Raw genomic sequence first — 22,991 nt, forward strand, 5'->3', positions numbered from 1 at the left:
ATGTTGCTTTGTTTGGTGTTAGGCAGCTCAAAGAGAAATTGTTCGAAGGTGGTGTGGTTTTTGGTAAAAATAGCCGTAACTTGCACCTAATGTGGATGAAGATATAAAGCAAAAATCCTAATCGAAACAGCCGCATTATGGGCGGCTGTTTAATGGCTTTACATCTTCATACTTAATTTAATTGATTGCTAGGAGCGCATAATTTCATCGATGTTAAGTGGTGCTGGATTTTGTCGGCAGCAAGGGCATGTCACGTAAGCTATTCCAGGGACACTATTTGAGTCAACTTGAGATTGGAAGAATTGCTTTAAACATTCCGTGTGCATTGGATGGCTTTCGGGGCTGCCGTGATTACAACTGAGTTGGTAAAAGGGCTTGTCGTTATTTTCTAAACAAATGGTACATTCTTGTGTTTCATCTGGCTCAATGTGTGGCATGTGACTTCTCCTATATGAGGGATTATTTCGCTTTTCTGGCTTAAATAGCGTTTCAAAACAGTAGATCACTCGAAAGGAACTTAATCTGGTTTTTGCGATCTGAATAATCGCAAAAAATCACTCGTTGGACTGAGTTATGTTAATTATAGCACCTATATTCTGGAATGAATGGCGCTGAACGGTAAATAAAATGGGTTAAGTAAGATAGATTCTAAATGTCCGACTATTTTTCAGAATATTACAAGCAGTAATATAAATTGGGAAAATAGTTATGTTTGTAATTATATTAATCGATTAGATATTTAAAATATGCGCTTATTATTAGTGGAAGACCACCCTGAATTATTGCATTGGCTGCAAAAAGCACTGAGTAGTGCAGGGTTTGCTGTAGATGTTGCCAGTGATGGCATCGTTGCCGATCAATTATTGCAGACAGAAAATTATGCATTGTTGATTCTGGATGTTTCTTTGCCAAGGTTGGATGGCCTTTCTCTGTTAGTTCGTTTGCGTAAGCGGGGACAAAATCTGCCGGTATTATTATTGACGGCTAAGGCTGATGTTTCTGATCGGGTCAAAGGGCTTAATTCTGGCGCTGATGATTATTTGACTAAACCTTTTGATTTACAGGAATTAGAAGCGCGTATCCGGGCATTACTTCGGCGTAGTGCAAATATTTCTCAGGAGACTCCGACATTTGGCTCCCTGGTTTATCAGGATGAAGGTTATTTTATTTTGGGCGATGAGCCACTGGCTTTGACACCGCGGGAACTCTCTGTTTTGACAACACTGTTCCATCGTCGGGGAAGGCCGGTTTCTAAACAACAGCTCTTTGAACAAGTATTTGCACTGTCAGATGAGGCGAATCCACAAAGTATTGAACTTTATGTACATCGGGTTCGGAAAAAACTATCAGGTAGCAGTGTAGGGATCAGTACATTACGGGGATTAGGTTATCGTCTGGAGTGCCAGAACGGATGAAATTATTCAAAGTGCCGAAGTCACTGTTTCATCAGTTACTCTTGTTTTTTGGCGTTCCGCTGTTTTTGTTAGGCGGTCTATCTGTTTATACCCATTATTTCAGTGCAAAAAATGCGGCTACATTGGCTTATGATCGTACTTTACTGGCATCAGCCCGAACCGTGGCAGAACGGTTGACAGTTAAGAATAAGCAGTTAATTGTTGATGTGCCTTATGTGGTTCTGGATAGTTTTGAGCGAAATATGAATGATCGGCTGTTCTATCAGGTGTTATCTCCTGAAGGGAAAACAATTTCTGGTTATGACGATTTGCCATTGATACCTGGATATACACCGCGTTCCAATTTATACACTGCGTTGGTCTATTTTTATGATGCGGAATATCATGGGCAGCCTATTCGGGTTGCTGCATTTTATCAGCCGATCAATGAAGGTGGAATGATGGGAATGGCGTTAATACTGGTTGCTGAAACAGTGGCTTCCCGTCATTACCTTGCGCAACAATTATTAATATCTTCTTTGCTGAGTCAGGGAGCCGTTGTCGGGCTGACGCTGATTCTGGCTTATTTTCTGTTGAAACAATTACTCAAACCACTACATAAACTTTCTGGTGTCATGGTTCGTCGCCCCGCTAATGATCTGACTCCGTTACCGGATATGTTGCCGTGGTCAGAACTTTCTCCGTTATTACATGCACTTAATCGCTATATAGAGCGGTTGAAACTGATGGTTAGTCGGCAGAAAAGATTCAGTGCGGATGCTTCTCATCAACTCAGAACACCGTTAACGGTATTAAAAACCCAGGTAGCGGTCGCGCTTGCCAGCCAAGATCCTGAACAATGGAAAGAGAGTTTACGGGCCATTGATAGCACGTTGGATAATACGATTTCTCTGACAGACCGTTTATTACAACTCTCTCGTTTAAAAGCGCATGAAAAGGAAGCGGTTCAAGATTATAAGCCGGTCAATTTAGTCGAATTGTTGCAACAGGCATGTTTTTCTCGTTTGCAACAGGCTGAAAGTAAATATATTGATTTGGGTTATGAAGGAGAAAATACTCAGTGGATAAAAGGCGAACCTGTATTACTGACAGAAATGTGCGCCAACTTATTAGACAATGCAATTAAATATACGCCGGAGGGCGGAATGGTGACTTCCAGAATTATTCTCAGCCCTTGTAAGACATATTGTTATTTGGAAGTGGATGACAGTGGGCCGGGGATTGCTGAAGAAGAAGTCAATTTGTCACTGATGGCTTTTAATCGTCTTGATAATGCTGCGGGGCATGAAGGGGCAGGGCTGGGATTAGCTCTGGTAAAAGACATTAGTCTTTATCATGGTACTCATCCACAATTACTGCCCAGTGAAACACTAGGCGGCTTATTAGTAAGAATTCCTTTCAGGCTTTCTGATGATTAGTTTTCTGCGGTTTTTCTGTTTTACGGCCAAAAAGAGGAGCACGTAATTGTTGTGCCAGTACGACACCTAATAGTGTTATGCCGCCACCGATCAGATGGTAACTGTGAATTTTTTCGTGCAGAACCAGAATAGCGATAATCGTTGTAAATATTGGCGTCAAATTCATAAATATGGCAGTAGTATTAGCACCAAGTTTTATGACACCTTGTATCCATAAATAAGGGGCAAGGATAGAGGCGGGAATACCGGCGAATAAGACTAACGAGATATTGTTGGCATTCAATTGAACATCGTCGGTCAACAAGAAATTTGGCAGTAATAACAGGACACCAAAAGTAATCTGCACATACAGGGATTGCCAGTTTGGCAATGGAATAGACCAGTGTTTGGTTAATACGCCATAGAGTGCGTAGGAGGTGGAAGCAATCAACATCATTAATTCACCGCGGCCTAAACCGTGTTGCAACAATGACATGGGATCACCGGTACTGACTAACCAGACTAAACCAAACAGCGATAGCACAGTACCAAGAGCAATACCAACAGTGGGGACAACACGTAAAACAAATATACTGATGACAACAGTCAAAAGAGGAATCAATGAGCTAAAAATTCCCATAAATGTTGCACTGATACTGTGTGCAGCGTAATAGGCCAGGCTTTGGTAAAGTACCATACCAAGTGCACCAAGAATTAATAACTTCCACCAATATTGACAGATTGTTTTCCATTGGCGAATAACAGGCAGCACAACAAAGGGAGTTAATGCGAGAAAGGCCAGGAACCAGCGATAAAAAGAGATTGCAGCTGGATCAATTGCTGTAGCGGAGGCTTTACTCACCACGGCATTAATTGACCAAATCAGGACTGCCAGAAGCGGGAAAATCATATTCATATAGATGAGTCGCATTGAGATAAAAATGAGTGTTTAGTCTAATGGTGTCTGATTTATTATATATAACGATAATCAGACAATGGATAAGGCAATTGAGACAATATGGCAGAAAAACTTCATATCCCTGTAAAGTATATGGATATTCCGGCGAGTATTTCTTTTCGTAGCGAATTATTCAGTGCGGACACCGAGTGTTTACGTCATACCCATCCATTCGGGCAACTTATTTATGTCGTCTGTGGTGTAATGGCAATGAATGCTGGGGGACAACATTTCTTAGCGCCGACGCAATTCTGTGTCTGGATACCGGAAGGAATAGAGCATTCGGGATATAGTAGAAAATCCATGAGATTCAGGGCAATAGATATCTCTCCTGAGTGGGGGAAATTATTGCCGGATGCTCCTTGTATTATTCGTCTTAGCTCAATATTCAATACGATTATGGCTGATTGTTTTGAACGTAAATTAAAAATACCGGAAACAGAACAGGATTTACGGCTGGCTCAAGTGCTGATTGATCAACTCATTCAGTCTCCTGTTCAGCATACCTATCTGCCTTTATCTAAAGATAAACTTTTAGCACCGATATTACAGGAACTTGAACGCAATCCGGCTGATAATACGTCATTGGCACAATGGGCAAAACAGCGTTATACCTCAGAACGTACTTTGTCACGGCGTTGCCGGCAAGAATTAGGCATATCATTTAGTGAGTGGCGGCAACGGCTGCGGTTTATCCATGCTATTTCTTTGCTGGAACAAGGGAAAACCGTTAATGAAGTCGCGTTTGATGTAGGTTACAGCTCATCTTCTGCTTTTATTGCGATGTTTCAGCAACTGGCGGGTACGACACCGGAGCGTTTCAGAAAAGGCTAACAATAAAAGAAACCGTCGTGATGGGTTTTATTACGATTAAATGGCAAAATAGCCGGCTACGTCCGTTTTATGCCACAGGATGGAATGAAGTGAAGATTCTGGTTGATGAAAATATGCCTTATGCTGAACAACTGTTTCAGCAGTTAGGGGATGTACAAACTATTTCGGGACGCCCGGTGCCGGAAGGGGCACTGGATAACGTGGATGCGTTTATGGTCCGCTCGGTGACTAAAATTAATGAAGAATTGCTGAAAGGTAGCACAATAAAATTTATCGGTACGGCAACGGCGGGTACGGACCATGTGGATCAACAGTGGTTATCTCAGACAGGAATCGGGTTTTCTGCTGCGCCGGGATGCAATGCCATTGCTGTGGTTGAATATGTTTTCTCAGCATTAATGTTACTGGCTGAACGTGATAATTTTGAACTTAAAGATAAAGTTGTCGGAATCATTGGCGTCGGTAATGTTGGTAGCCGGCTGGCAGAACGGTTATCTACCCTTGGCATACGGACACTCTTATGTGATCCACCAAGAGCTGAAAGAGGTGATGCCGGTGAATTTTGGCCATTGGAAAAACTGGTCAAAGAGGCGGATATTCTGACATTCCATACGCCACTGAATAAATCAGGTCCATATAAAACACTTCATCTGGCGGATGCTGAACTATTGTCGGCTTTGCCGGATAACCGCATATTGATTAACGCCAGCCGGGGTGAAGTTGTTGATAATCAGGCCCTGCTTGCCGAGTTGACGCGTGGTAAAAAACTCAGTGTTGTGCTGGATGTTTGGGAACCAGAACCTGATTTATCCCTGCCATTGCTGGAATTAGTCGATATAGGTACTCCGCATATCGCGGGTTATACCCTCGAAGGTAAGGCACGCGGCACTACACAGGTATTTGAGGCTTATTGTGGATTCCTTGATCAACCCCGTAAAGTTGCCTTATCTGAGCTGTTGCCTGAGCCTGATTTCAGCCGGGTTACTCTGCATGGAAATGTGACTCAAAGCACATTAAAGCGACTGATACATTTAGTGTATGATGTGCGCCGTGATGATACCCCGTTACGGCAGGTTGCCGGTCAGAAAGGACAATTTGATCTTCTGCGTAAAAATTATCTGGAACGCCGGGAATGGTCATCCCTGACCGTGTGTTGTGATAACAGAGAGAGTGCTAAGTTGTTAGCCGCTCTTGGTTTCAGTACAGAACTGATGTAATCCGTGCAGGCATATATCTGCATGTCAGAAAGATAAGGTGGAGAAAACCAACATGTCGGAAGGATGGAATATTGCCCTGTTGGGTGCGACAGGTGCGGTAGGTGAAGCGATACTGGCGTTATTACAGGAGCGTCAGTTTCCCGTTGGTGAACTGTATCCTCTTGCCAGTGAACATAGTGCCGGTGAAAACTTGCGTTTTAATGGCAAAACGTTAATTGTCCGTGATGTCGTTGATTTTGACTGGTCACAAATACAACTCGCTTTTTTTGTCGCCGGAATAGAAGCCACGGCACAGTATGCTGAACAAGCGGCAGAAGCAGGTTGTTTGGTGCTTGATAGCAGCGGATTGTTTGCTATGGAGCCGGATGTTCCCTTGGTTGTCCCGGGTGTGAATCCTCATGCGTTGGCGGATTATCGTAACCGTAATATTGTCGCTTTGGCAGATTGTATGACCAGTCAGGTGCTGACAGCGATTAAACCGTTGGTTGATGCCGCAGGAATTGCACGCTTACATTTGACCAATTTGCTCTCTGTTTCCGTTCATGGCAAAGCGGCGGTTGATGAATTGGCCGGGCAGAGCGCTCGTTTACTTAATGGTATCCCACCAGAACCGGGTCGTTTTAGCAAACAACTGGCGTTTAATCTTTTGCCGCTGCTGACAGATGCTGAAGGTTCAGTGGGTGAAGAGCGCCGCGTTGTAGATCAGATACGCAAAGTTTTACAAGATGAAGGATTGCCAATTTCAGTGAGTTGCGTTCAGTCTTCTGTTTTTTATGGTAATGCTCAGGTAGTCCATTTGGAAACATTGCGTCCGGTTGGTGTGGAAGAGGCCCGTGAAGAATTAGAGCGGATGGTTGATATTAACGTTTCAGCGGAAGGCGATTATCCGACCCAGGTGACAGATGCATCTGGTAATGATTTGCTGAGTATTGGCTGTCTGCGCAATGATTATGGTATGCCGGAAGTATTACAATTCTGGTCTGTAGCCGACAATATTCGGTTTGGTGGTGCGCTGATGGCGGTTGAGACTGCGGAAAAACTGATTCAGGAGCAATTTTACTGATGTTTGGTACAGAACAAACAGCATCTGTGCCAGGTTCAAAAATGAAAATTGCATTGGGCATTGAGTACGATGGCAGCCGGTATTATGGTTGGCAGCGCCAGCAGGAAGTGAAAAGTGTTCAGGGGTGTCTTGAGGAAGCGTTATCAAAAGTCGCTAATGAACCCATATCGGTATTTTGTGCCGGCCGGACCGATGCTGGAGTACATGCAACAGGGCAAGTCGTTCATTTTGAAACGTCTGTGCAGCGCAAGGATGCGGCGTGGACAATGGGAGTGAACGCACATTTACCACCGGATATTGCTGTTCGTTGGGTAAAAACCGTGAATGAGGATTTCCATGCCCGTTTCAGCGCGACTGCCCGGCGATATCGTTATATTATTTTTAATCATCGTTATCGTCCGGCAGTACTGGCCTGTGGCGTGACACATTTTCATTATCCATTGGATGAAAAGCGGATGCATCAGGCCGCGCAGTGTTTGTTGGGGGAAAATGATTTTACCTCTTTCCGTGCGGTTCAATGCCAATCCAAAACACCCTGGCGTAATGTGATGCATATTAATGTCAACCGTTACGGGTATTACGTCGTAATAGATATTAAAGCCAACGCTTTTGTGCATCATATGGTGCGTAATATTGTCGGTAGCCTGATGGAAATTGGTTGTGGGAATCAGGATATTAACTGGATGGCTCAATTGCTTGCGGTAAAAGACCGGACGAAAGCCGCTGCGACGGCCAAAGCGGCAGGATTATATCTGGTTGCCGTTGATTATCCAGCGCAGTTTGGTTTGCCGGGATCGGTTATGGGGCCTCTGTTTCTGGCAGATGATCTGATTTAACATTTTGGTTGCCGACAAGGATGTTTTGGTATCACGGGGAATATTATGGAATATCTGACACATTTCGTTGATTTTGCTAAATTTATTATTGATTTCATTCTCCATGTTGACATTCATTTAGCTGAACTTGTCGCACAATATGGTCATTGGGTGTATGGCATTCTGTTCCTGATTCTGTTTTGTGAAACAGGATTAGTGGTGACTCCATTTCTGCCGGGAGATTCGCTTCTATTTGTTGCGGGTGCTTTAGCGGCTTTGGATTCAAATGATCTGAATGTGCATATCATGGTGGTATTGATGATTATTGCGGCCATTATTGGCGATGCGGTGAACTATGCTATTGGTCGTGTCTTTGGTGAAAGATTATTTACCAACCCGGATTCGAAAATTTTCCGCCGGAGTTATCTGGATAAAACACATGAGTTTTATGAAAAACATGGTGGGAAGGCCATTATTTTAGCGCGATTTGTACCCATTATCAGAACATTTGCACCATTCGTTGCAGGTATGGGGAAAATGTCTTATCGTCATTTTGCGGCTTATAACGTGATTGGCGCACTGGTTTGGGTACTGTTATTCACCTATGCTGGTTATATATTCGGTGATATGTCAATGGTACAACAGAATTTGAAACTGTTGATTGTTGCTATCATCTTTATCTCAATCCTGCCCGGAGTGATTGAAATCTGGCGTCACCGTCGTGCGGCGATGAAACAGAAAACCAATAACCCGTAACAGGTTTGAGCAGTTTTTTATCCACACTGTCATAGCATTGTGGTTTAATGGCACACATAACAAAACTGGCATAAGCCAGATTCAGACGGAAAGATCATTCAATGAGCTGGATTGAAAAAATTCTTAATAAAAGCAACATTATCCAAAGTCGTAAGGCAAATATCCCAGAAGGGGTTTGGACTAAATGTGATAGTTGCAGTCAGGTGCTCTACCGTGCTGAGTTAGAGCGCAATCTTGAAGTTTGTCCTAAATGTGATCATCACATGCGTATTTCGGCGCGTACTCGGCTGGAGACTCTCCTTGATGAAGGAACAAAAACTGAATTAGGGGAGGAATTAGAGCCGAAAGATATTCTGAAATTCCGCGATTCTAAAAAGTATAAAGACCGCATATCGGCAGCACAAAAGCAAACTGAAGAGAAAGATGCACTGATCGTGATGAAAGGCACGTTAAATGGTATGCCGGTTGTTGCCGCTGCTTTTGAATTTGCGTTTATGGCGGGGTCAATGGCTTCTGTTGTTGGTGCCCGTTTTGTTCGTGCGGTAGAACAGGCGCTGGAAGACAATTGTCCTCTGGTCTGTTTTTCTTCGAGTGGTGGCGCCCGTATGCAAGAAGCGCTGATGTCATTGATGCAGATGGCGAAAACCAGTGCTGCTTTGGCAAAAATGCAGGAGCGTGGTTTGCCTTATATCTCAGTGATGACTGACCCGACAATGGGCGGTGTTTCAGCGAGTTTGGCAATGTTGGGCGATATCAATATTGCTGAACCGAATGCATTGATTGGCTTTGCTGGCCCACGTGTTATTGAGCAGACAGTACGCGAGAAATTGCCGCCAGGTTTCCAACGCAGTGAGTTTTTGCTGGAAAAGGGGGCGATTGACATGATTGTTCGTCGTCCTGAAATACGAGACACACTTGCCAGTTTGCTTTCTAAACTGACTTATCAGCCGCAACCCGGTACTAAACCCATTGTTGCTGAATTTGTGGCAGAACCCGTTGATGTTGAGGCGGATATTCAAATAAATACTAATAAAGAAGATGTCTGATACTTTACAAATCCTTCAAGCCACGTCGTCACTGACGACGTGGCTTTCTTATCTTGAAAATCTGCATACTAAAGCTATTGATATGGGGCTTGAGCGTGTAGGTAAATTAGCTCGAACCTTGGATCTGGTTAATCCTGCACCTAAGGTGATAACTGTATCCGGCACTAATGGTAAAGGCACCACCTGTTGCACTATTGAATCTGTTCTGCTGGCGGCTGGGCTGAGAGTGGGGGTTTACAGCTCTCCGCATCTTGTACGTTATACTGAAAGAGTTCGTATTCAGGGTAAAGAGTTACCTGAACAGGAATTCTGTCGTGTATTTGCGGAGATTGAATCCCGTCGTGGTGGTATTTCACTGACCTATTTTGAGTATGGCACATTAGCGGCTCTGCAACTGTTTAAAGAAGCTTGTCTGGATGTCGTCATCTTAGAAGTCGGTTTAGGTGGACGGCTGGATGCGACTAATATTGTGGATGCCGATATTGCAGCCGTTACCAGTATTGCACTCGATCATATTGATTGGTTGGGGGCTGATCGCGAACATATTGGTCGTGAGAAAGCGGGTATTTTCCGCAAAGATCGTTTTGCCGTGGTTGGTGAGCCGGATATGCCATCTTCTATTGCAGAAGTCGCCGATGAATTGGGGGCCAAGTTGTTCCGCTGTGGTATTGACTGGCGATTTTCTCAACAGGAGAAAGATTGGCATTGGCAATCTGATGATAGGCTATTTAGTCATCTGCCTTTGCCAAATGTTCCTCTGATGAATGCTGCAACCGCAATGGGTGTTATTTGTTGCCTGTTACGACAGGGAGATAAAGTCAGCCAGGCTATTAATGAAAATGCCATCCATCAGGGGCTGCAAAATGCGCAGTTGCCTGGGCGTTTCCAAATAGTTCATGAAAAGCCGTTGTTGATTCTGGATGTGGCGCATAACCCACATGCCGCGGCTTATTTGGTACAGAAATTAGCCCTGTTGCCCCGTCAACCGGGCAGCAAAATTCTGGGTGTAGTGGGTATGCTTGGCGATAAAGATATTGCCGGCACACTGGCTTGCCTGTCACAGCAAATTAATGAGTGGTATTGCGCTCCGTTGACTGAATTGCGTGGTGCAGATGCACAGATATTGGCTGAGCATCTTGAACAGCCACGGGTATTTACTGATGTGGAAAATGCCTGGTATCAGGCAATGGCAGACGCTGATGAACAGGATATTGTTGTCGTTTGTGGTTCATTTCACACAGTAGCGCATGTCATGGAGGCTCTGGACAGGGAGAAGCGAAGTGGCAAGTAAATTTCAAAATCGTTTGGTCGGCACAATTGTATTGGTTGCACTGGGTGTTATTGTGCTGCCTGCATTGTTGGACGGCAACAAGAAATATAACGAAGATAAGTTTGCATCAATTCCCCTGGTTCCGAAGCCTGGGGATGAGCAAGAAATTGAATCTATTCCTCCCCTTAATTCGCCAATATTATCAATGCCTCTGGAAGATGAGACAGAGGCATTGCTGCCGGAAACACTGGAGCAGCCAGAAATACCATTGGTGACAGCTCCATCGTCGACCGCACTGATAGCACCTCCTGCTGTTCAGCCAGAAGTCAAACCTCAACCACAGATTAAGCCTGAACAAAAACCGGACATTAAGCAGACAGTGCCGGCTAAACCAGAGATTAAACCGGAACCGAAGCCTGAGGTTAAACCAGTTGAAAAAGCACCGCAAGGACAAGCATATATCGTACAACTGGGTGCCTTGAAAAACGCGGGAAAGGTGGATGAAATCGTTGCCAGACTGCGTTTGTCGGGTTATCAGGTCTATACGGTACCTTCATCTCCGGTGAATGGGCAGTTAACCAGGATATATGTCGGTCCGAATGCTTCTAAACAACAACTCGATTCGGCATTATCAGAACTGAAAAGTCTGACAGGATTACAAGGGCAGGTAAGAAGTTATAGGCCGTAATAAAGCTGACGATGCCTATGTGACGAATGAGGTAACTGTGATGAAATCAAGTCGTAAATATTAAGTGACTGCGGCGATAATGCGTTTCCTGTATCGCCGCTAATTATTTTCGGCGGAATAGGAAATCTGCTACGCAAACGTTTTCGTTTTCTGTTAAAATGCGTCTGAAACGGATGCCGGGGCGTCTATTTTGGAATTAAAATATGGTTTGGATTGATTACGTTATTATTGCCATTATTGGTTTCTCGGCATTGGTTAGCCTGATTCGTGGGTTTATTCGTGAGGCGTTGTCACTGGTCACCTGGGGATGTGCTTTCTTTGTGGCAAGCCACTTCTACTCTTACTTAGCGGTCTATTTTACCCGTTTTGAAGATGAGCTGGTGCGTAACGGAATCGCCATTGCGCTTCTGTTTATTGCGACGTTGATTGTCGGTTCTGTGGTGAACTATGTGATAGGTTCTCTTGTGCAACGGACAGGATTATCTGGTACTGATCGGGTACTCGGGGTCTGCTTTGGGGCATTACGTGGTGTGCTGATTGTTGCTGCTATTCTGTTTTTTCTGGATACATTCACACCATTGTCTCAAAGTGATGACTGGAAGCAGTCACAATTGATCCCACAGTTCAGTCATATCATCAGGTGGTTCTTTGACTACCTGCAAAATGCGTCAAGTTTCCTGCCGGAGAAATATACCTCTCCGCTTGGCTGATGAGGAAAAACTACATGTGCGGTATTGTTGGTATCGTCGGTTTTACACCGGTTAACCAGTCGATTTATGATGCGTTGACGGTGCTTCAGCACCGTGGGCAAGATGCTGCTGGCATTGCTACTATTGATGGTAACAATGGGTTTCGTTTACGCAAAGCCAATGGTTTAGTGAGAGATGTGTTTGAAACCCGGCATATGCTGCGTTTACAGGGAACGATTGGGATTGGTCATGTTCGCTATCCGACTGCGGGCAGCTCCAGTGCATCGGAAGCCCAGCCGTTTTATGTGAACTCTCCATTTGGTATTACATTGACACACAATGGTAATTTGACGAATGCGCATGAATTAAAAAGAATGTTGTTTGAAAATGCCCGTCGCCATGTGAATACCACGTCAGATTCCGAGATTTTGCTCAATATTTTTGCTAATGAATTGGATCGTTTCCAGTATTATCCGTTGGAACCTGACAATATTTTTGCCGCGATAGCGGCAATGCATAAACAGGTTCGTGGTGCTTATGCCTGTATTGCGATGATTATCGGTCATGGGTTAGTTGCTTTCCGTGATCCACATGGTATACGTCCGTTGGTGTTAGGCAAGCGTACCCTGAATGATGGCCGTAATGAATATATGGTCGCTTCTGAAAGTGTTGCATTGGATACACTGGGTTTTGAATTCCTGCGGGATGTTGCATCGGGTGAAGCGGTTTATATCACTGAGAAAGGTCAGTTATTTACCCGCCAGTGTGCTGAAAATCCTTCTCTGACTCCTTGTTTGTTTGAATTTGTCTATTTTGCCCGTCCAGACTCCTTTATTGATAAGGTTTCGGTTTATAACGCCCGTGTGCGGATGGGGCATAAGCTGGGGACGAAAATTGCCCGTGAATGGGAAGACCTGCATATTGATGTGGTTATTCCTATTCCTGAAACTTCCTGCGATATTGCGCTGGAAATTGCCCGTATACTGGGTAAACCCTACCGTCAGGGGTTTGTGAAAAACCGTTATGTTGGTCGGACATTTATTATGCCGGGTCAACAGGAGCGCCGGAAATCAGTCCGCCGTAAACTGAATGCTAATCGTGCGGAATTCCGCGATAAAAATGTGCTGTTGGTGGATGATTCTATTGTTCGTGGTACAACATCAGAACAAATTGTTGAAATGGCTCGTGAAGCGGGAGCGAAGAGGGTTTATTTTGCTTCTGCGGCCCCCGAAGTGCGTTTCCCGAATGTTTATGGCATTGATATGCCAAATGCAAATGAATTGATCGCTCATGGACGTGAAGTTGATGAAATTCGTCAGCTTATTGGTGCAGATGCGTTGATATTCCAAGATTTAACGGATCTGATTGATGCCGTTCGTGAAGAAAACCCCGATATTGAAGAGTTTGAATGTTCAGTATTCAATGGCATTTATGTCACCAAAGACATTGACCAGACTTATCTCTATTACCTGGAAAATCTGCGTAAAGACGATGAAATGACATTGAATAATCAGAACGAAATCGAAAACCTGGATATCTATAATGAAGGTTGATGACCTTCAGATTTAAAATCGCTGCCCAGTGTCAGTACGAGGAAAAAATGAAAAGATTGATCGTGGGGCTTACAGGAGCAAGTGGGGCTATTTATGGCGTCAGGCTACTGCAAGTTTTACAGCCAGTTGAAGGCGTAGAAACACATCTGGTTATCAGTCAGTCCGCTCGCCAGACACTGGCGCTTGAAACAGATTATAGTTTACGGGATGTGCAGGCGCTGGCTGATGTCGTGTATGACCACAGAGATATCGCCGCTGCTATCTCTTCTGGTTCGTTCAAAACTTCGGGTATGGTCATTTTGCCGTGTTCAATGAAAACCCTTTCAGGTATTGTTCACAGCTATACCGATGGGTTAGTGACCAGAGCGGCCGATGTTGTATTGAAAGAAAGCCGTAAGCTGGTGCTTGGTGTGAGAGAAACGCCATTGCATTTGGGGCATCTCAGGTTGATGACTCAGGCGGCAGAAATAGGGGCGGTGATTATGCCGCCAGTGCCTGCATTTTATCATCGGCCTGAACAGATTCAGGATATTATTGACCAGACGGTTAATCGGGTGCTCGATCAGTTTGATATCGAGCTACCTCATGATCTATTTACCCGTTGGCAAGGCGCTAAAGGTGTTGAGATTTAGTGTGTAGCAGGTCTTCAAAAGCTTCTTTTAGCTGAAAATAGCGGAAGCCAAAACCAGCTTGTTCCAGTTTATGCGGTATTGCCTGCTGTCCTCCCAGTACCAATGCCGCAGCTTCTCCCATGAGTAATTTCAGCACAAAAGCAGGTATGCGAATAATTGCAGGGCGGTTCAATACTTCTCCGAGTGTTGCGGCAAACTGATCATTATGCACCGGATAAGGGGCGGTGATATTAAAAGGACCACTCAAACCGGGCGTCCTCAACAGGTAATAGATACCATTTACCATATCATCAATATGGATCCAGGGCAGATACTGCTTTCCGCTACCCATAGGGCCACCAAGCCCAAGACGGAAAAGCGGTAACATTTTTTTCAGTGCTCCACCGTTTTTTGCCAATACAACGCCGGTACGCAAAAGACAAACACGGGTTTTATCACTGGCAGCTTGTAATGCAAGTTGTTCCCATCGTTTGCAGAGTTGATGAGTAAATTCATCATTGGGTGGCTCATGTTCTGTCACAACTGCTTGATTCTGATCGCCGTAATAGCCCACCGCAGAGCCGGAAATAAAGACTTCTGGTGGTGTCTGACTGGCATTAATTAACTTGCTGAGTTGTTCTGTCAATGTCCAGCGGCTCTGGCACAGCTTTTCTTTTTGCGCGGAAGTCCAAGGTTTATTTGCTATGGGTTCGCCAGCAAGATTAATAACGGCATCAAAATCATTGAGGTCCGTTTTATCTTTCAGAGTGGTCCAGCATTCAGCTTGTTTACTGAACAGAGAATACACTTTTTGTGGTGAGCGGCTCAGAATGGTGATGGAATGGGATAGGGAAAGAAGCTGGAAAACCAGACGGCTACCAATCAAGCCTGTTCCTCCGGTGATTAAAATACGCATATGCCACTCCTATAACTTAAGTTTATATAGAAACTATAGCAGGGATATCAAAGCTGATGATTTAAAATACAGTCATCTGTTAGCCGGATTAAGTTTTGCGGGGAAATAGTTACCCCGCAGACAGGTATCAAGCTTTACTGTAGGCTATTTGGGTAGCGTAGCGTTGGCTAATCGTATCAAACCATTTTTGCACTGCTGGATAATCGCTCAGATCAATATTTTGACGCTCATAGGCACGAACCCACGGATAAGTTGAGATATCAGCGATACTGTATTCCTGACCACCCAGATAGGATGTTTTTTCCAATTGAGTATTCAGAACTTTATATAAGCGTTGTGTTTCTTCTTGATAACGATTAATCGCGTAAGGGACTTTCTCAGGCGCAAAGTGACTAAAATGGTGATTTTGTCCCAGCATTGGGCCAAAGCCGCCAATTTGCCAAAACAGCCATTGCAGGCTTTGAATACGTTCACGCATATCTTTGCTGAGTAACTTACCCGTTTTCTCTGCCAGATAAGTCAAAATGGCGCCAGATTCAAAAATGGCAACAGGTTTGCCACCATCGGTGGGTTGTTGATCAACAATAGCTGGAATTTTATTGTTAGGAGAAATTGCAAGAAATTCAGGTTTAAATTGATCTCCAGCACCAATATCAATTCGGTAAATGTTGTAAGGAAGGCCAGTCTCTTCAAGAAAGAGCGTGATTTTGTGACCATTTGGCGTTGGGGCATAATACAGGTCGATCATAGAACCTCCAGTGGAACATAAAATTGCATTACATATTATATTACCTTAGATCTATTTAAGAACATCTAATTCAGACTCTTGATAATTCCCGCACTGGCTGACGATCATCTGTATTTCCGGGGGTGAGTTTAACCGATAACAACTCCCCCGGTCATGAATCATCAGATGAAGTGGCAAAAAAGAATGGTTATCTGGAATTCGTTCTTATACTGCCATTTGCGTTAACAACTGCCCGACTTCCACCGTACAGATCTTTCTTGAAAGTAGAGTAATCTGTGCGGACATCCTCACGATTTTCTAATTCTGCCAATATTTCCTGGCTGGATATGCTAAATCCCTTGGCATGTATAGGAGAAGAGAAAGGTTCGGTATAGAGATTCAATCCCCATTGAGACTCTAAACCGTGGTTAGCCGCCCCTAAATTAACTTCGATCATAGAATGGTGATTATCATCAACCAGATAACCTGTTGCCAGCCATCGGGTTAGCTCTTTCATTTCCCGCTCCCCTCGCTGAATTGACTGCTCCGGTGATTCCCCGTTAGCAGGAGTACCTAAAGAAAGATCATTTTTCAGTCCCGTGCCCAATAACCTGGCCGCAGTAATAAAACGATCCGTGGTGCCTGAAGGTGCAGCGACAGTTGGCAAATTGTGTAAGGCTGTATCCTTAGAAAATCCTGTATTTTCTTTCACATTCCAGACAGCAAAACCATTACCACGTTGTACTATAATGTTTTCCTTCGCTAATTCTTGATGTGCTTTGATGGGGCCTGATTGACCAAACTGATAGTCAGTTCTGTCCAGCCGGTTGCGGGGGTTTAAACGGGCAAATTCCAACTCCCGATTGGTCAGACGATTATCGGCTTCAAGTGAAGCGGCAGATGACCAGACACTATCCTTATCAGGCGCGGGTGTTCTGAAATCATTCTGGACTTTTGTCAGGCTATTGCCAGCCAGAGCAGGATTACTTATAACTTCTTTCCCTTTTTCCTGTTTTGTCACCTGATATAATTCGGAGTTTTCAGAGGCATTAAATTTATTTTCATTTTTAAAAGTGTAGAGAGCCAACTGATCAGGTAAGGGATTTTCTTTAGTGGAACCTCGGGCAGGTGCAAAGTTTTTACTTTCCAGGTAACCAATATCAATTATATCCTTGAATTCTGATTTCAATTCAGGTGATGAATAGATCTTCTCCAGAGTATCCCGGAAATAAGCTGAGTTAGTAAGATCATAGTAAGCAGTGGCTTTCTCCCTCAATGTCAGAGGTTCTGTATTTGCCCTATCAGGCCTCACACCGCTTTGTTGTGCTTCGCTCATGATTCGGGTAAATCCACCCGCACCAAGCTGACCTAATATACTGAATCCGGGTTTATCTCCGGTATAGGCATTAAGCATTTTAGTGATTGCGGTTAATTCATTACCCTCCACCCGAACGAAAAGTTTTACCAAGTTAGATAAGAGAGAATCAACCGTTTTATGGGCGGCAGTACTTTCGCTGGCTAAACGGGAAATGTTAGCTTCAATTTGTTTGTTGGTTACGACGGATTTTTCATTCCATTGTGTGATAACAGAGGTTGGTGCGGTAAGTGGATTATCAATGGTATTATTTAGCAACGGTTCGCAACAGTGACAAGTTTTATCTGTTGAAGTCGCTTGAGACAACTCATTATGATTAATATCAATCCTGGTGTTGGCGCTCTGTATTGAAAGATTAAACATACTTTCTCTCCATTATTTTATTTTTTTCTTCTGTGAGTTTTTTGAATTTATTCTCTAAAAAAACATATCAAACTAAAATATCGTGGGTTGATGCTGAGGTGGTGTGCTTAATTTCAGGAAAAGGTAGCTCAGCTCTTATTTTTTGAAGATTTCCCAAAATATTAACCAAATCAGTAGAGTCGATTCGTGTTATATCTTGAAGCAAGCAGAGACGAATAGTTCGTGTTGGCTGATGTAATGCGAGCCATGCTCCTCCAAGTATATTGATATTACTGTTTAGTGAGAGCCAAAATTCCGCATCATTCTCAACAAATGGAGTGACTGTATGATGGAAAGTCAGCATAGATCCCGTTGAGTCCACCTCTATCCACCAGGGGCCATAATCACTAATATTCAATTGCGCTGCGCCGGTAGAAAGGTTCAACATAATGTTAGTCTGAGCGGCAAAATCTGCACATAATTTCTCTAATTTGGACATCAATAAATCTCATAAAAATAATTGAGTACGACTAAAATATTGTCCAAATTATGTGGTCGAAGCACAGGATCGTCTATCAAAAACAGACGATGATATTGTAAAAATTAATCAGATAAATGGGTTCTGTTGCGTTAACAAAACAATACCATATTTTATGAATTGCTGTAGCGGGATAAGGTAGCGTGGTCAACCTTATCACCGCGTTAGGCTATGCTTGCCCCAAATCCTCGTAGATTGAGTGAATAGGCCAGGTATTGAGAAAACCAATAAACTGCATGTTTTTTTATTCTTTTGAATAATGTTTAAATGAGAATATATTCTAAATAATTGATATGATATTTATATCAATAATAAGTTTATAGTATATTACCATTAAGTTTTTATTTTTATTTTAAGTGAATGGAATGTTTTTATTATTTGGTTCATTTAAATAAAATTTAACGATTCATCATGACAGTTAGAGTGATAAATGTTTTTACATGTTATTCAATATGTTATTTTTTTATTATTGTGGAAATAAATTTTTGTTAAGTTAATTAATGCTTGGATTTTTATTTTTTAGGTTTGATGCTTATTAATCAAAGTAATTAAATAAATTGGATTTTTCCTGTTTTCTCATTTTTTGCCCTGTGGTTTTTCATAATTATATTCATTTGGCATTTGTTGAATTTTATTATGATATTACGCTTGAGAGAATGAATTTTCTCTCCCACTATTATTAATGTATCGAACTGATAATAAGCGTTGTATTACTTTCTCAGCATAAAAAAGGAAAATAATAATTATGAGCGAATTATGCCCACGAGACTCTATTGATGGTCAAAAAATTATGGAACATTGGGTGGAGTTCCAACTTGTTGATGAACAAGGTAATCCATTAGTTAATATGCCTTATCGCCTGATAAGCCAGGGGGAGCCGCGAGATGAACGTAAAGGAGTAACTAATGATCAAGGATTACTTAGGGAAGAAAGTTTGTCGCCGGATCCAGTAACGTTATATATCAGCGCTCAACCATTAGCTGATGAAATGGAACAGCGCCCATTACGAGAAAAGCGTGATGTCAATATATCGGTAGTTAAATCGAAAACCAAAGCAGAAGGTCATCAATATCGTTATGTAACCATCGGTCAGATAAGTGATGGCTTACCTGTGATTGATAAATGGAAAGAGGATAAACCACCACACTATCATTTCCCAGACCCGGTACCGAAAGGTTTTGGAGTTCCCTCAATAAACTGCCGGTATGTTCTGGAAGTGTGTCCGTTCCGAGCCTGGGTATTATTGTTACATCATCAGCTTGATTACTCTTTGGTGAATGCTTATAACTTGGCGTTAATGGGAGTGCTGTCATATTCTAATAATAATGTTGATGTAGCCGGTTCTATCACCCATTTTTTTAACCGGCAGATGCTGGATATATCCCAATTACCCAATAAAATAGAAAAAATAGCGCGTTCTCCGATTGTATATGATGTGCCATTTCGTGAACGTTATACTGATGTTGTATTTATTGATTCAAAAGCGAGTGAAAACCCATTAGGAGACACTGAGCTATTTTATGCATCTAATCAACAAGACATTATTGTCAGTTGGCGGGGAACGGCCAGTATAGATAATGCCATCACTGATATTATGTACCAGCCATTGAAACTGGGCTGTGGTCAAGGCGGCGTATGTAGTGGTTTTGTCGAGAATGGTAAAGTCCATAAGGGGTTTTGGGAAGCATTTAATCTTATTGGCAAATTAAAAGTTCCCGGTTCTGATAAAAGTATGTCTGATAAAATTATTGATTTGGCTAAAAACCGCAACTTATTTGTCTGTGGGCATAGTTTAGGTGGTGCTCTGGGGTTGTTACACAGCGCGCAACTGAAAAAATATCATCCTTGTTTGTACAGTTATGGGATGCCGCGGACATTAACCCGCAGTGCGGTACAAGAACTGGAAGATATTACGCATTACCGCCATCTGAATGAAAACGATTTGGTTCCCTCTGCGCCCCCGGAAAAAGACCTGGATAACTGGCTTTATGATTATTGGGGGCCTCTGGGCTATTTATTCAGCACTATTGAATTGTTAGGTTTGACAAAAGGTGATGAAGTTTTCTTGCATCATGGAAAAATAGTTCACTTTTATAAAGCTAATCTGATTATTGAAGCTTTAAAAAAGAGTGATTCAAATAACTTTATACAGCTTAGTGATATATTACCTGTCGACGTAAAATTATATTTAATCCCATCACTGAATCATGAAACGGAAGATAAGATGAAGGAGATATTAGAGGTTCAGAAAGAATTTTTTAAACGTATAAGCGAAGCAGATAGGGCTAAATGGTTTCCACGTAATGACAACCCGAAGTTAAAAGATGCCTTGAGTCTGCCTGATCACCGTATGTTTAAATATATTCATTACATTGGTGATCGAATTGCAGAGTTAGTTGAACCGAGGAAATATCATTTTTATCGGGATAAGGAACGATTCTTTGAAAGAACAATGGCGGAAAGATCTGATGTTGTTCCTGATATTCGGCAACGTAATACCCTGTTTTTACATATGGACGACCAGTTAACACAAGCGCTTATTTATACTAAACAAAATAAATGGGGTAATCTGGCTTTAAAACGCTATACGGATAATTTTGTACTGATTGGAGAGGATTGGATGTGATAAATATGAGAAAATGCTTGTTAGTAACATTAGTATCGGGTTTACGTAAGTATTAAGCCATATAAGGTACTGAGATTAAACGGATCCATATGAATATACCGAAAGTGACTATAATTAACGGAAAAGATGAATGGGTTGAGTACCCCGATGGGTGAATTGATATTAATAGCCAAATGATAGATCACTGTAAAATAATGCTGGCATAATGAGGGGCATAAATGAATTAGCCCCTCTTTTCTGGTTTTTGAAGTTGATAAGGTGCAGGTAATCAACCCCGTTATCACTGCTGGTAAGAATTTGATCGCATTACGGTTTATCAGGTGCCCTATTTTGGGTTCAGTCAAAGGGTTGCATGAAGCGTCCGAAACGAATAACTTCGTAGAGCCGCTATCAATTTGGTGATTTTGAATAGGTTAACCATTCTATAGACTTGCAATTTCTTGCTAATAAAAAAGGTTTTTTAAAGATGGAACAAGAGAATACAGAGGGTGTTGAGTGGATCGATATTGTCAATGAAGACAATGAAGTCATTGCTCAGGCTACACGTCAACAGATGCGCGCCCAGTGTTTACGGCACCGTGCCACTTATATCGTAGTTCATAATGGTATGGGAAAAATTCTGGTTCAGCATCGTACAGAAACTAAAGATTTTTATCCGGGAAAATTGGATGCGACCGCAGGAGGCGTTGCTCTGGCGGGTGAAAATATGTTGGATGCAGCCCGGCGCGAAGCAGAAGAAGAATTGGGTATCGCAGGCGTTCCTTTTGCCGAGCACGGTAGTTTTTATTATGAGGAACAGAATTGCCGTATCTATGGCGCATTATTCAGTTGCATCAGTCATGGCCCATTTGCTTTACAGGAAGCGGAAATTGATGATGTATGCTGGCTGACACCGGCAGAAATCACCGCGCGTTGCGACGAATTCACCCCCGATTCGTTGAAAGCACTTTCTCTGTGGTTGACGCGTAATAATGATTTCGATGCTGTTATTCTTAGCAATAAATTGATTGATTGAGTTATTACCACCAATAATGGTTCTATTTATAATATGAACTATTTGGTCATGCTTGCAGTGTTAGTGATATTCGGCCGTGCCCCTTAATAATATTGCCAATTATTGTTGAGGGACACGACCTGGTCAGAGGTTAGCCCCAGTTCCATATCTGCGATGTAACTTCGATTTCTGCGGTTATACTATCGCTGAGATTGATGATTACAATTCTATAGAAATAAATAGCATTAATCGGTGCTGTGAGTGTTTTAGTTTCTCCGGGGTAGACTTCAATATAGGTATATTGATTATAATCTCCGATTGGAGCAGCCCAGTAATTTACAGCCCTAATTGGTGCCAGGCTGTTGTTTTTAATAATTGCCTCAGGGTAGTGAGTGGGAAATAGGATATTTCCATGTGTGTAAATCTCAAAGGATTGACCGGGGTTTATATATACGGTTTTTGTTGTCATTCTATTGTTTCCTTATTGTTACTGTTATTTTTATACTTATATGATAGGTGGTTTTATTTGCGAAATTTAACTTAACACTTTCCTTGAGTAGTTAAATATTGAAATTTATCAGTGATATAAAAGGAATACGATAAACGGATTTATCGTATTTGAATCTTTGTTTAGTGGTGATATTGGCAGGACTTCAATCCTATCTTAATATAATCAGGTATTACAGGATTAGTGAAATATTTTGGATGAGTGATTATTGAATTGCATTAATAGCATGTTTTAGTAAGTCGTTTTACAGGCAGCAGAAATGTACGACGTAAATAGAAAGGCATGTATATCGTCAGGCTCGATCAATGTACGCCAATTCGAAAACGTGTCATTGCTGCGGTGACAAGATGCCGAAATGCCCTTAAAAGTGCGTTTCTGGCACTGCCCTGAATGCGGTATTGAACATGATAGAGACATAAATGTCGCATTAAATATCAAACAGCAGGGCATAAACGCAGTGACTGCTCCCCGCCGTAAAGAGGGTGTCGCAAAAGGCGCGTGTTATCCGTTAAGATCTGCGTACTTCTTTTAAGCGCAGATCTTTTATGACCTTATTCATTCGAAAACGGGAACCTTCTATTCATACTGGACGTCAGTTTGTCACCGCTCAGCACTTACCTGTCTTAGCGGGTTCTCTTTCCCTTTCTGATTAT

Annotated in this window: 21 protein-coding genes and 2 pseudogenes; 16 read left to right on the forward strand and 7 right to left on the reverse strand. The window is 42.5% G+C overall.

Annotated features, from left to right (window positions below; genetic code table 11):
• Positions 1–746 precede the first annotated feature (746 nt).
• Together tctD and C5470_RS15050 are read left to right on the forward strand one after the other, a co-directional pair.
• The gene (gene tctD, locus C5470_RS15045; protein WP_036843218.1) at positions 747–1,415 is read left to right on the forward strand and encodes a transcriptional regulator TctD; all 669 of its coding nucleotides are present in this window, start codon (positions 747–749) and stop codon (positions 1,413–1,415) included.
• Positions 1,412–2,833: a sensor histidine kinase gene (locus C5470_RS15050; RefSeq protein WP_166290380.1), complete on the forward strand. Its 1,422-nt coding sequence runs from the start codon at positions 1,412–1,414 to the stop codon at positions 2,831–2,833. The genes tctD and C5470_RS15050 overlap by 4 nt, the downstream gene beginning before the upstream one ends.
• On the opposite strand, the gene C5470_RS15055 is transcribed toward C5470_RS15050, so the two are convergent.
• On the reverse strand, positions 2,814–3,728 hold the full coding sequence (locus C5470_RS15055; protein WP_036843220.1) for a DMT family transporter: 915 nt from the start codon (positions 3,726–3,728) through the stop codon (positions 2,814–2,816). The two genes, C5470_RS15050 and C5470_RS15055, sit on opposite strands and share 20 nt — an antisense overlap.
• Before the next feature lie 102 nt (positions 3,729–3,830).
• Between C5470_RS15055 and C5470_RS15060 the strand changes: the two genes are divergently transcribed.
• The 11 genes from C5470_RS15060 (at position 3,831) to C5470_RS15110 (ending at position 14,333) form a co-directional block, all read left to right on the forward strand.
• On the forward strand, positions 3,831–4,604 hold the full coding sequence (locus C5470_RS15060) for a helix-turn-helix domain-containing protein (RefSeq protein WP_036843222.1): 774 nt from the start codon (positions 3,831–3,833) through the stop codon (positions 4,602–4,604).
• Positions 4,605–4,693: 89 nt separating this feature from the next.
• Positions 4,694–5,821, forward strand: a complete 1,128-nt coding sequence (gene pdxB / locus C5470_RS15065) for a 4-phosphoerythronate dehydrogenase PdxB (protein WP_166290409.1) — start codon at positions 4,694–4,696, stop codon at positions 5,819–5,821.
• A gap of 52 nt (positions 5,822–5,873) precedes the next feature.
• Positions 5,874–6,884 carry an aspartate-semialdehyde dehydrogenase gene (locus C5470_RS15070; protein WP_166290381.1) on the forward strand — a complete coding sequence of 337 codons (1,011 nt, stop codon included), beginning with the start codon at positions 5,874–5,876 and terminating at the stop codon, positions 6,882–6,884.
• A 41-nt stretch (positions 6,885–6,925) separates the two neighbouring features.
• Entirely contained in the window at positions 6,926–7,720 is a 795-nt protein-coding gene (gene truA / locus C5470_RS15075; RefSeq protein WP_036843539.1) for a tRNA pseudouridine(38-40) synthase TruA, read from the forward strand.
• Positions 7,721–7,765: 45 nt separating this feature from the next.
• Positions 7,766–8,455 carry a DedA family protein gene (locus C5470_RS15080; RefSeq protein ID WP_166290383.1) on the forward strand — a complete coding sequence of 230 codons (690 nt, stop codon included), beginning with the start codon at positions 7,766–7,768 and terminating at the stop codon, positions 8,453–8,455.
• Positions 8,456–8,556: 101 nt separating this feature from the next.
• Positions 8,557–9,501: an acetyl-CoA carboxylase, carboxyltransferase subunit beta gene (gene accD / locus C5470_RS15085; protein WP_166290385.1), complete on the forward strand. Its 945-nt coding sequence runs from the start codon at positions 8,557–8,559 to the stop codon at positions 9,499–9,501.
• Positions 9,494–10,792, forward strand: coding sequence for a bifunctional tetrahydrofolate synthase/dihydrofolate synthase (gene folC / locus C5470_RS15090; protein WP_166290387.1), 1,299 nt, complete (start codon positions 9,494–9,496; stop codon positions 10,790–10,792). Before accD ends, folC begins: the two co-directional genes overlap by 8 nt.
• Positions 10,782–11,459, forward strand: coding sequence for a cell division protein DedD (gene dedD / locus C5470_RS15095; RefSeq protein WP_166290389.1), 678 nt, complete (start codon positions 10,782–10,784; stop codon positions 11,457–11,459). The genes folC and dedD overlap by 11 nt, the downstream gene beginning before the upstream one ends.
• A 203-nt stretch (positions 11,460–11,662) precedes the next feature.
• A complete protein-coding gene (gene cvpA, locus C5470_RS15100) occupies positions 11,663–12,169 on the forward strand; it encodes a colicin V production protein (protein ID WP_023044970.1) in 507 nt (168 codons plus the stop codon).
• Between the two features lie 14 nt (positions 12,170–12,183).
• A complete protein-coding gene (gene purF, locus C5470_RS15105) occupies positions 12,184–13,701 on the forward strand; it encodes an amidophosphoribosyltransferase (RefSeq protein ID WP_166290391.1) in 1,518 nt (505 codons plus the stop codon).
• 47 nt (positions 13,702–13,748) lie between these two features.
• The gene (locus C5470_RS15110) at positions 13,749–14,333 is read left to right on the forward strand and encodes a UbiX family flavin prenyltransferase (RefSeq protein ID WP_166290393.1); all 585 of its coding nucleotides are present in this window, start codon (positions 13,749–13,751) and stop codon (positions 14,331–14,333) included.
• Here the strand turns inward: C5470_RS15110 and C5470_RS15115 are convergent.
• The 5 genes and pseudogenes from C5470_RS15115 to C5470_RS15130 all read right to left on the reverse strand — a co-directional run bounded on the left by C5470_RS15115 (position 14,314) and on the right by C5470_RS15130 (position 18,171).
• Positions 14,314–15,228, reverse strand: a complete 915-nt coding sequence (locus C5470_RS15115) for a TIGR01777 family oxidoreductase (protein WP_036843235.1) — start codon at positions 15,226–15,228, stop codon at positions 14,314–14,316. The genes C5470_RS15110 and C5470_RS15115 overlap by 20 nt on opposite strands.
• Before the next feature lie 127 nt (positions 15,229–15,355).
• Complete coding sequence (locus tag C5470_RS15120; protein ID WP_036843237.1) at positions 15,356–15,976, reverse strand: glutathione binding-like protein; 621 nt, start codon at positions 15,974–15,976, stop codon at positions 15,356–15,358.
• Between the two features lie 82 nt (positions 15,977–16,058).
• Positions 16,059–16,147: pseudogene (locus C5470_RS23735) on the reverse strand (transposase); the annotation flags it as partial.
• Between the two features lie 16 nt (positions 16,148–16,163).
• Positions 16,164–17,693, reverse strand: coding sequence for a type III effector (locus tag C5470_RS15125; RefSeq protein ID WP_166290395.1), 1,530 nt, complete (start codon positions 17,691–17,693; stop codon positions 16,164–16,166).
• Between the two features lie 67 nt (positions 17,694–17,760).
• Positions 17,761–18,171: a type III secretion system chaperone gene (locus C5470_RS15130; protein ID WP_166290397.1), complete on the reverse strand. Its 411-nt coding sequence runs from the start codon at positions 18,169–18,171 to the stop codon at positions 17,761–17,763.
• A 784-nt stretch (positions 18,172–18,955) separates the two neighbouring features.
• Here C5470_RS15130 and C5470_RS15135 point away from each other — a divergent pair.
• A complete protein-coding gene (locus C5470_RS15135; RefSeq protein ID WP_166290399.1) occupies positions 18,956–20,836 on the forward strand; it encodes a lipase family protein in 1,881 nt (626 codons plus the stop codon).
• A gap of 466 nt (positions 20,837–21,302) precedes the next feature.
• Positions 21,303–21,851: an NUDIX hydrolase YfcD gene (gene yfcD / locus C5470_RS15140; protein WP_036843240.1), complete on the forward strand. Its 549-nt coding sequence runs from the start codon at positions 21,303–21,305 to the stop codon at positions 21,849–21,851.
• A gap of 130 nt (positions 21,852–21,981) precedes the next feature.
• Here the strand turns inward: yfcD and C5470_RS15145 are convergent, their stop codons facing one another.
• Positions 21,982–22,299 carry a hypothetical protein gene (locus C5470_RS15145; RefSeq protein WP_166290401.1) on the reverse strand — a complete coding sequence of 106 codons (318 nt, stop codon included), beginning with the start codon at positions 22,297–22,299 and terminating at the stop codon, positions 21,982–21,984.
• A 315-nt stretch (positions 22,300–22,614) separates the two neighbouring features.
• Between C5470_RS15145 and C5470_RS15150 the strand changes: the two are divergent.
• A pseudogene (locus C5470_RS15150) lies at positions 22,615–22,870 on the forward strand (zinc ribbon domain-containing protein); the annotation flags it as partial.
• Between the last annotated feature and the right edge of the window lie 121 nt (positions 22,871–22,991).

The sequence above is a fragment of the Photorhabdus stackebrandtii genome, assembly GCF_011189495.1.
In the GTDB taxonomy this organism is placed as follows: Bacteria; Pseudomonadota; Gammaproteobacteria; order Enterobacterales; family Enterobacteriaceae; genus Photorhabdus; species Photorhabdus khanii.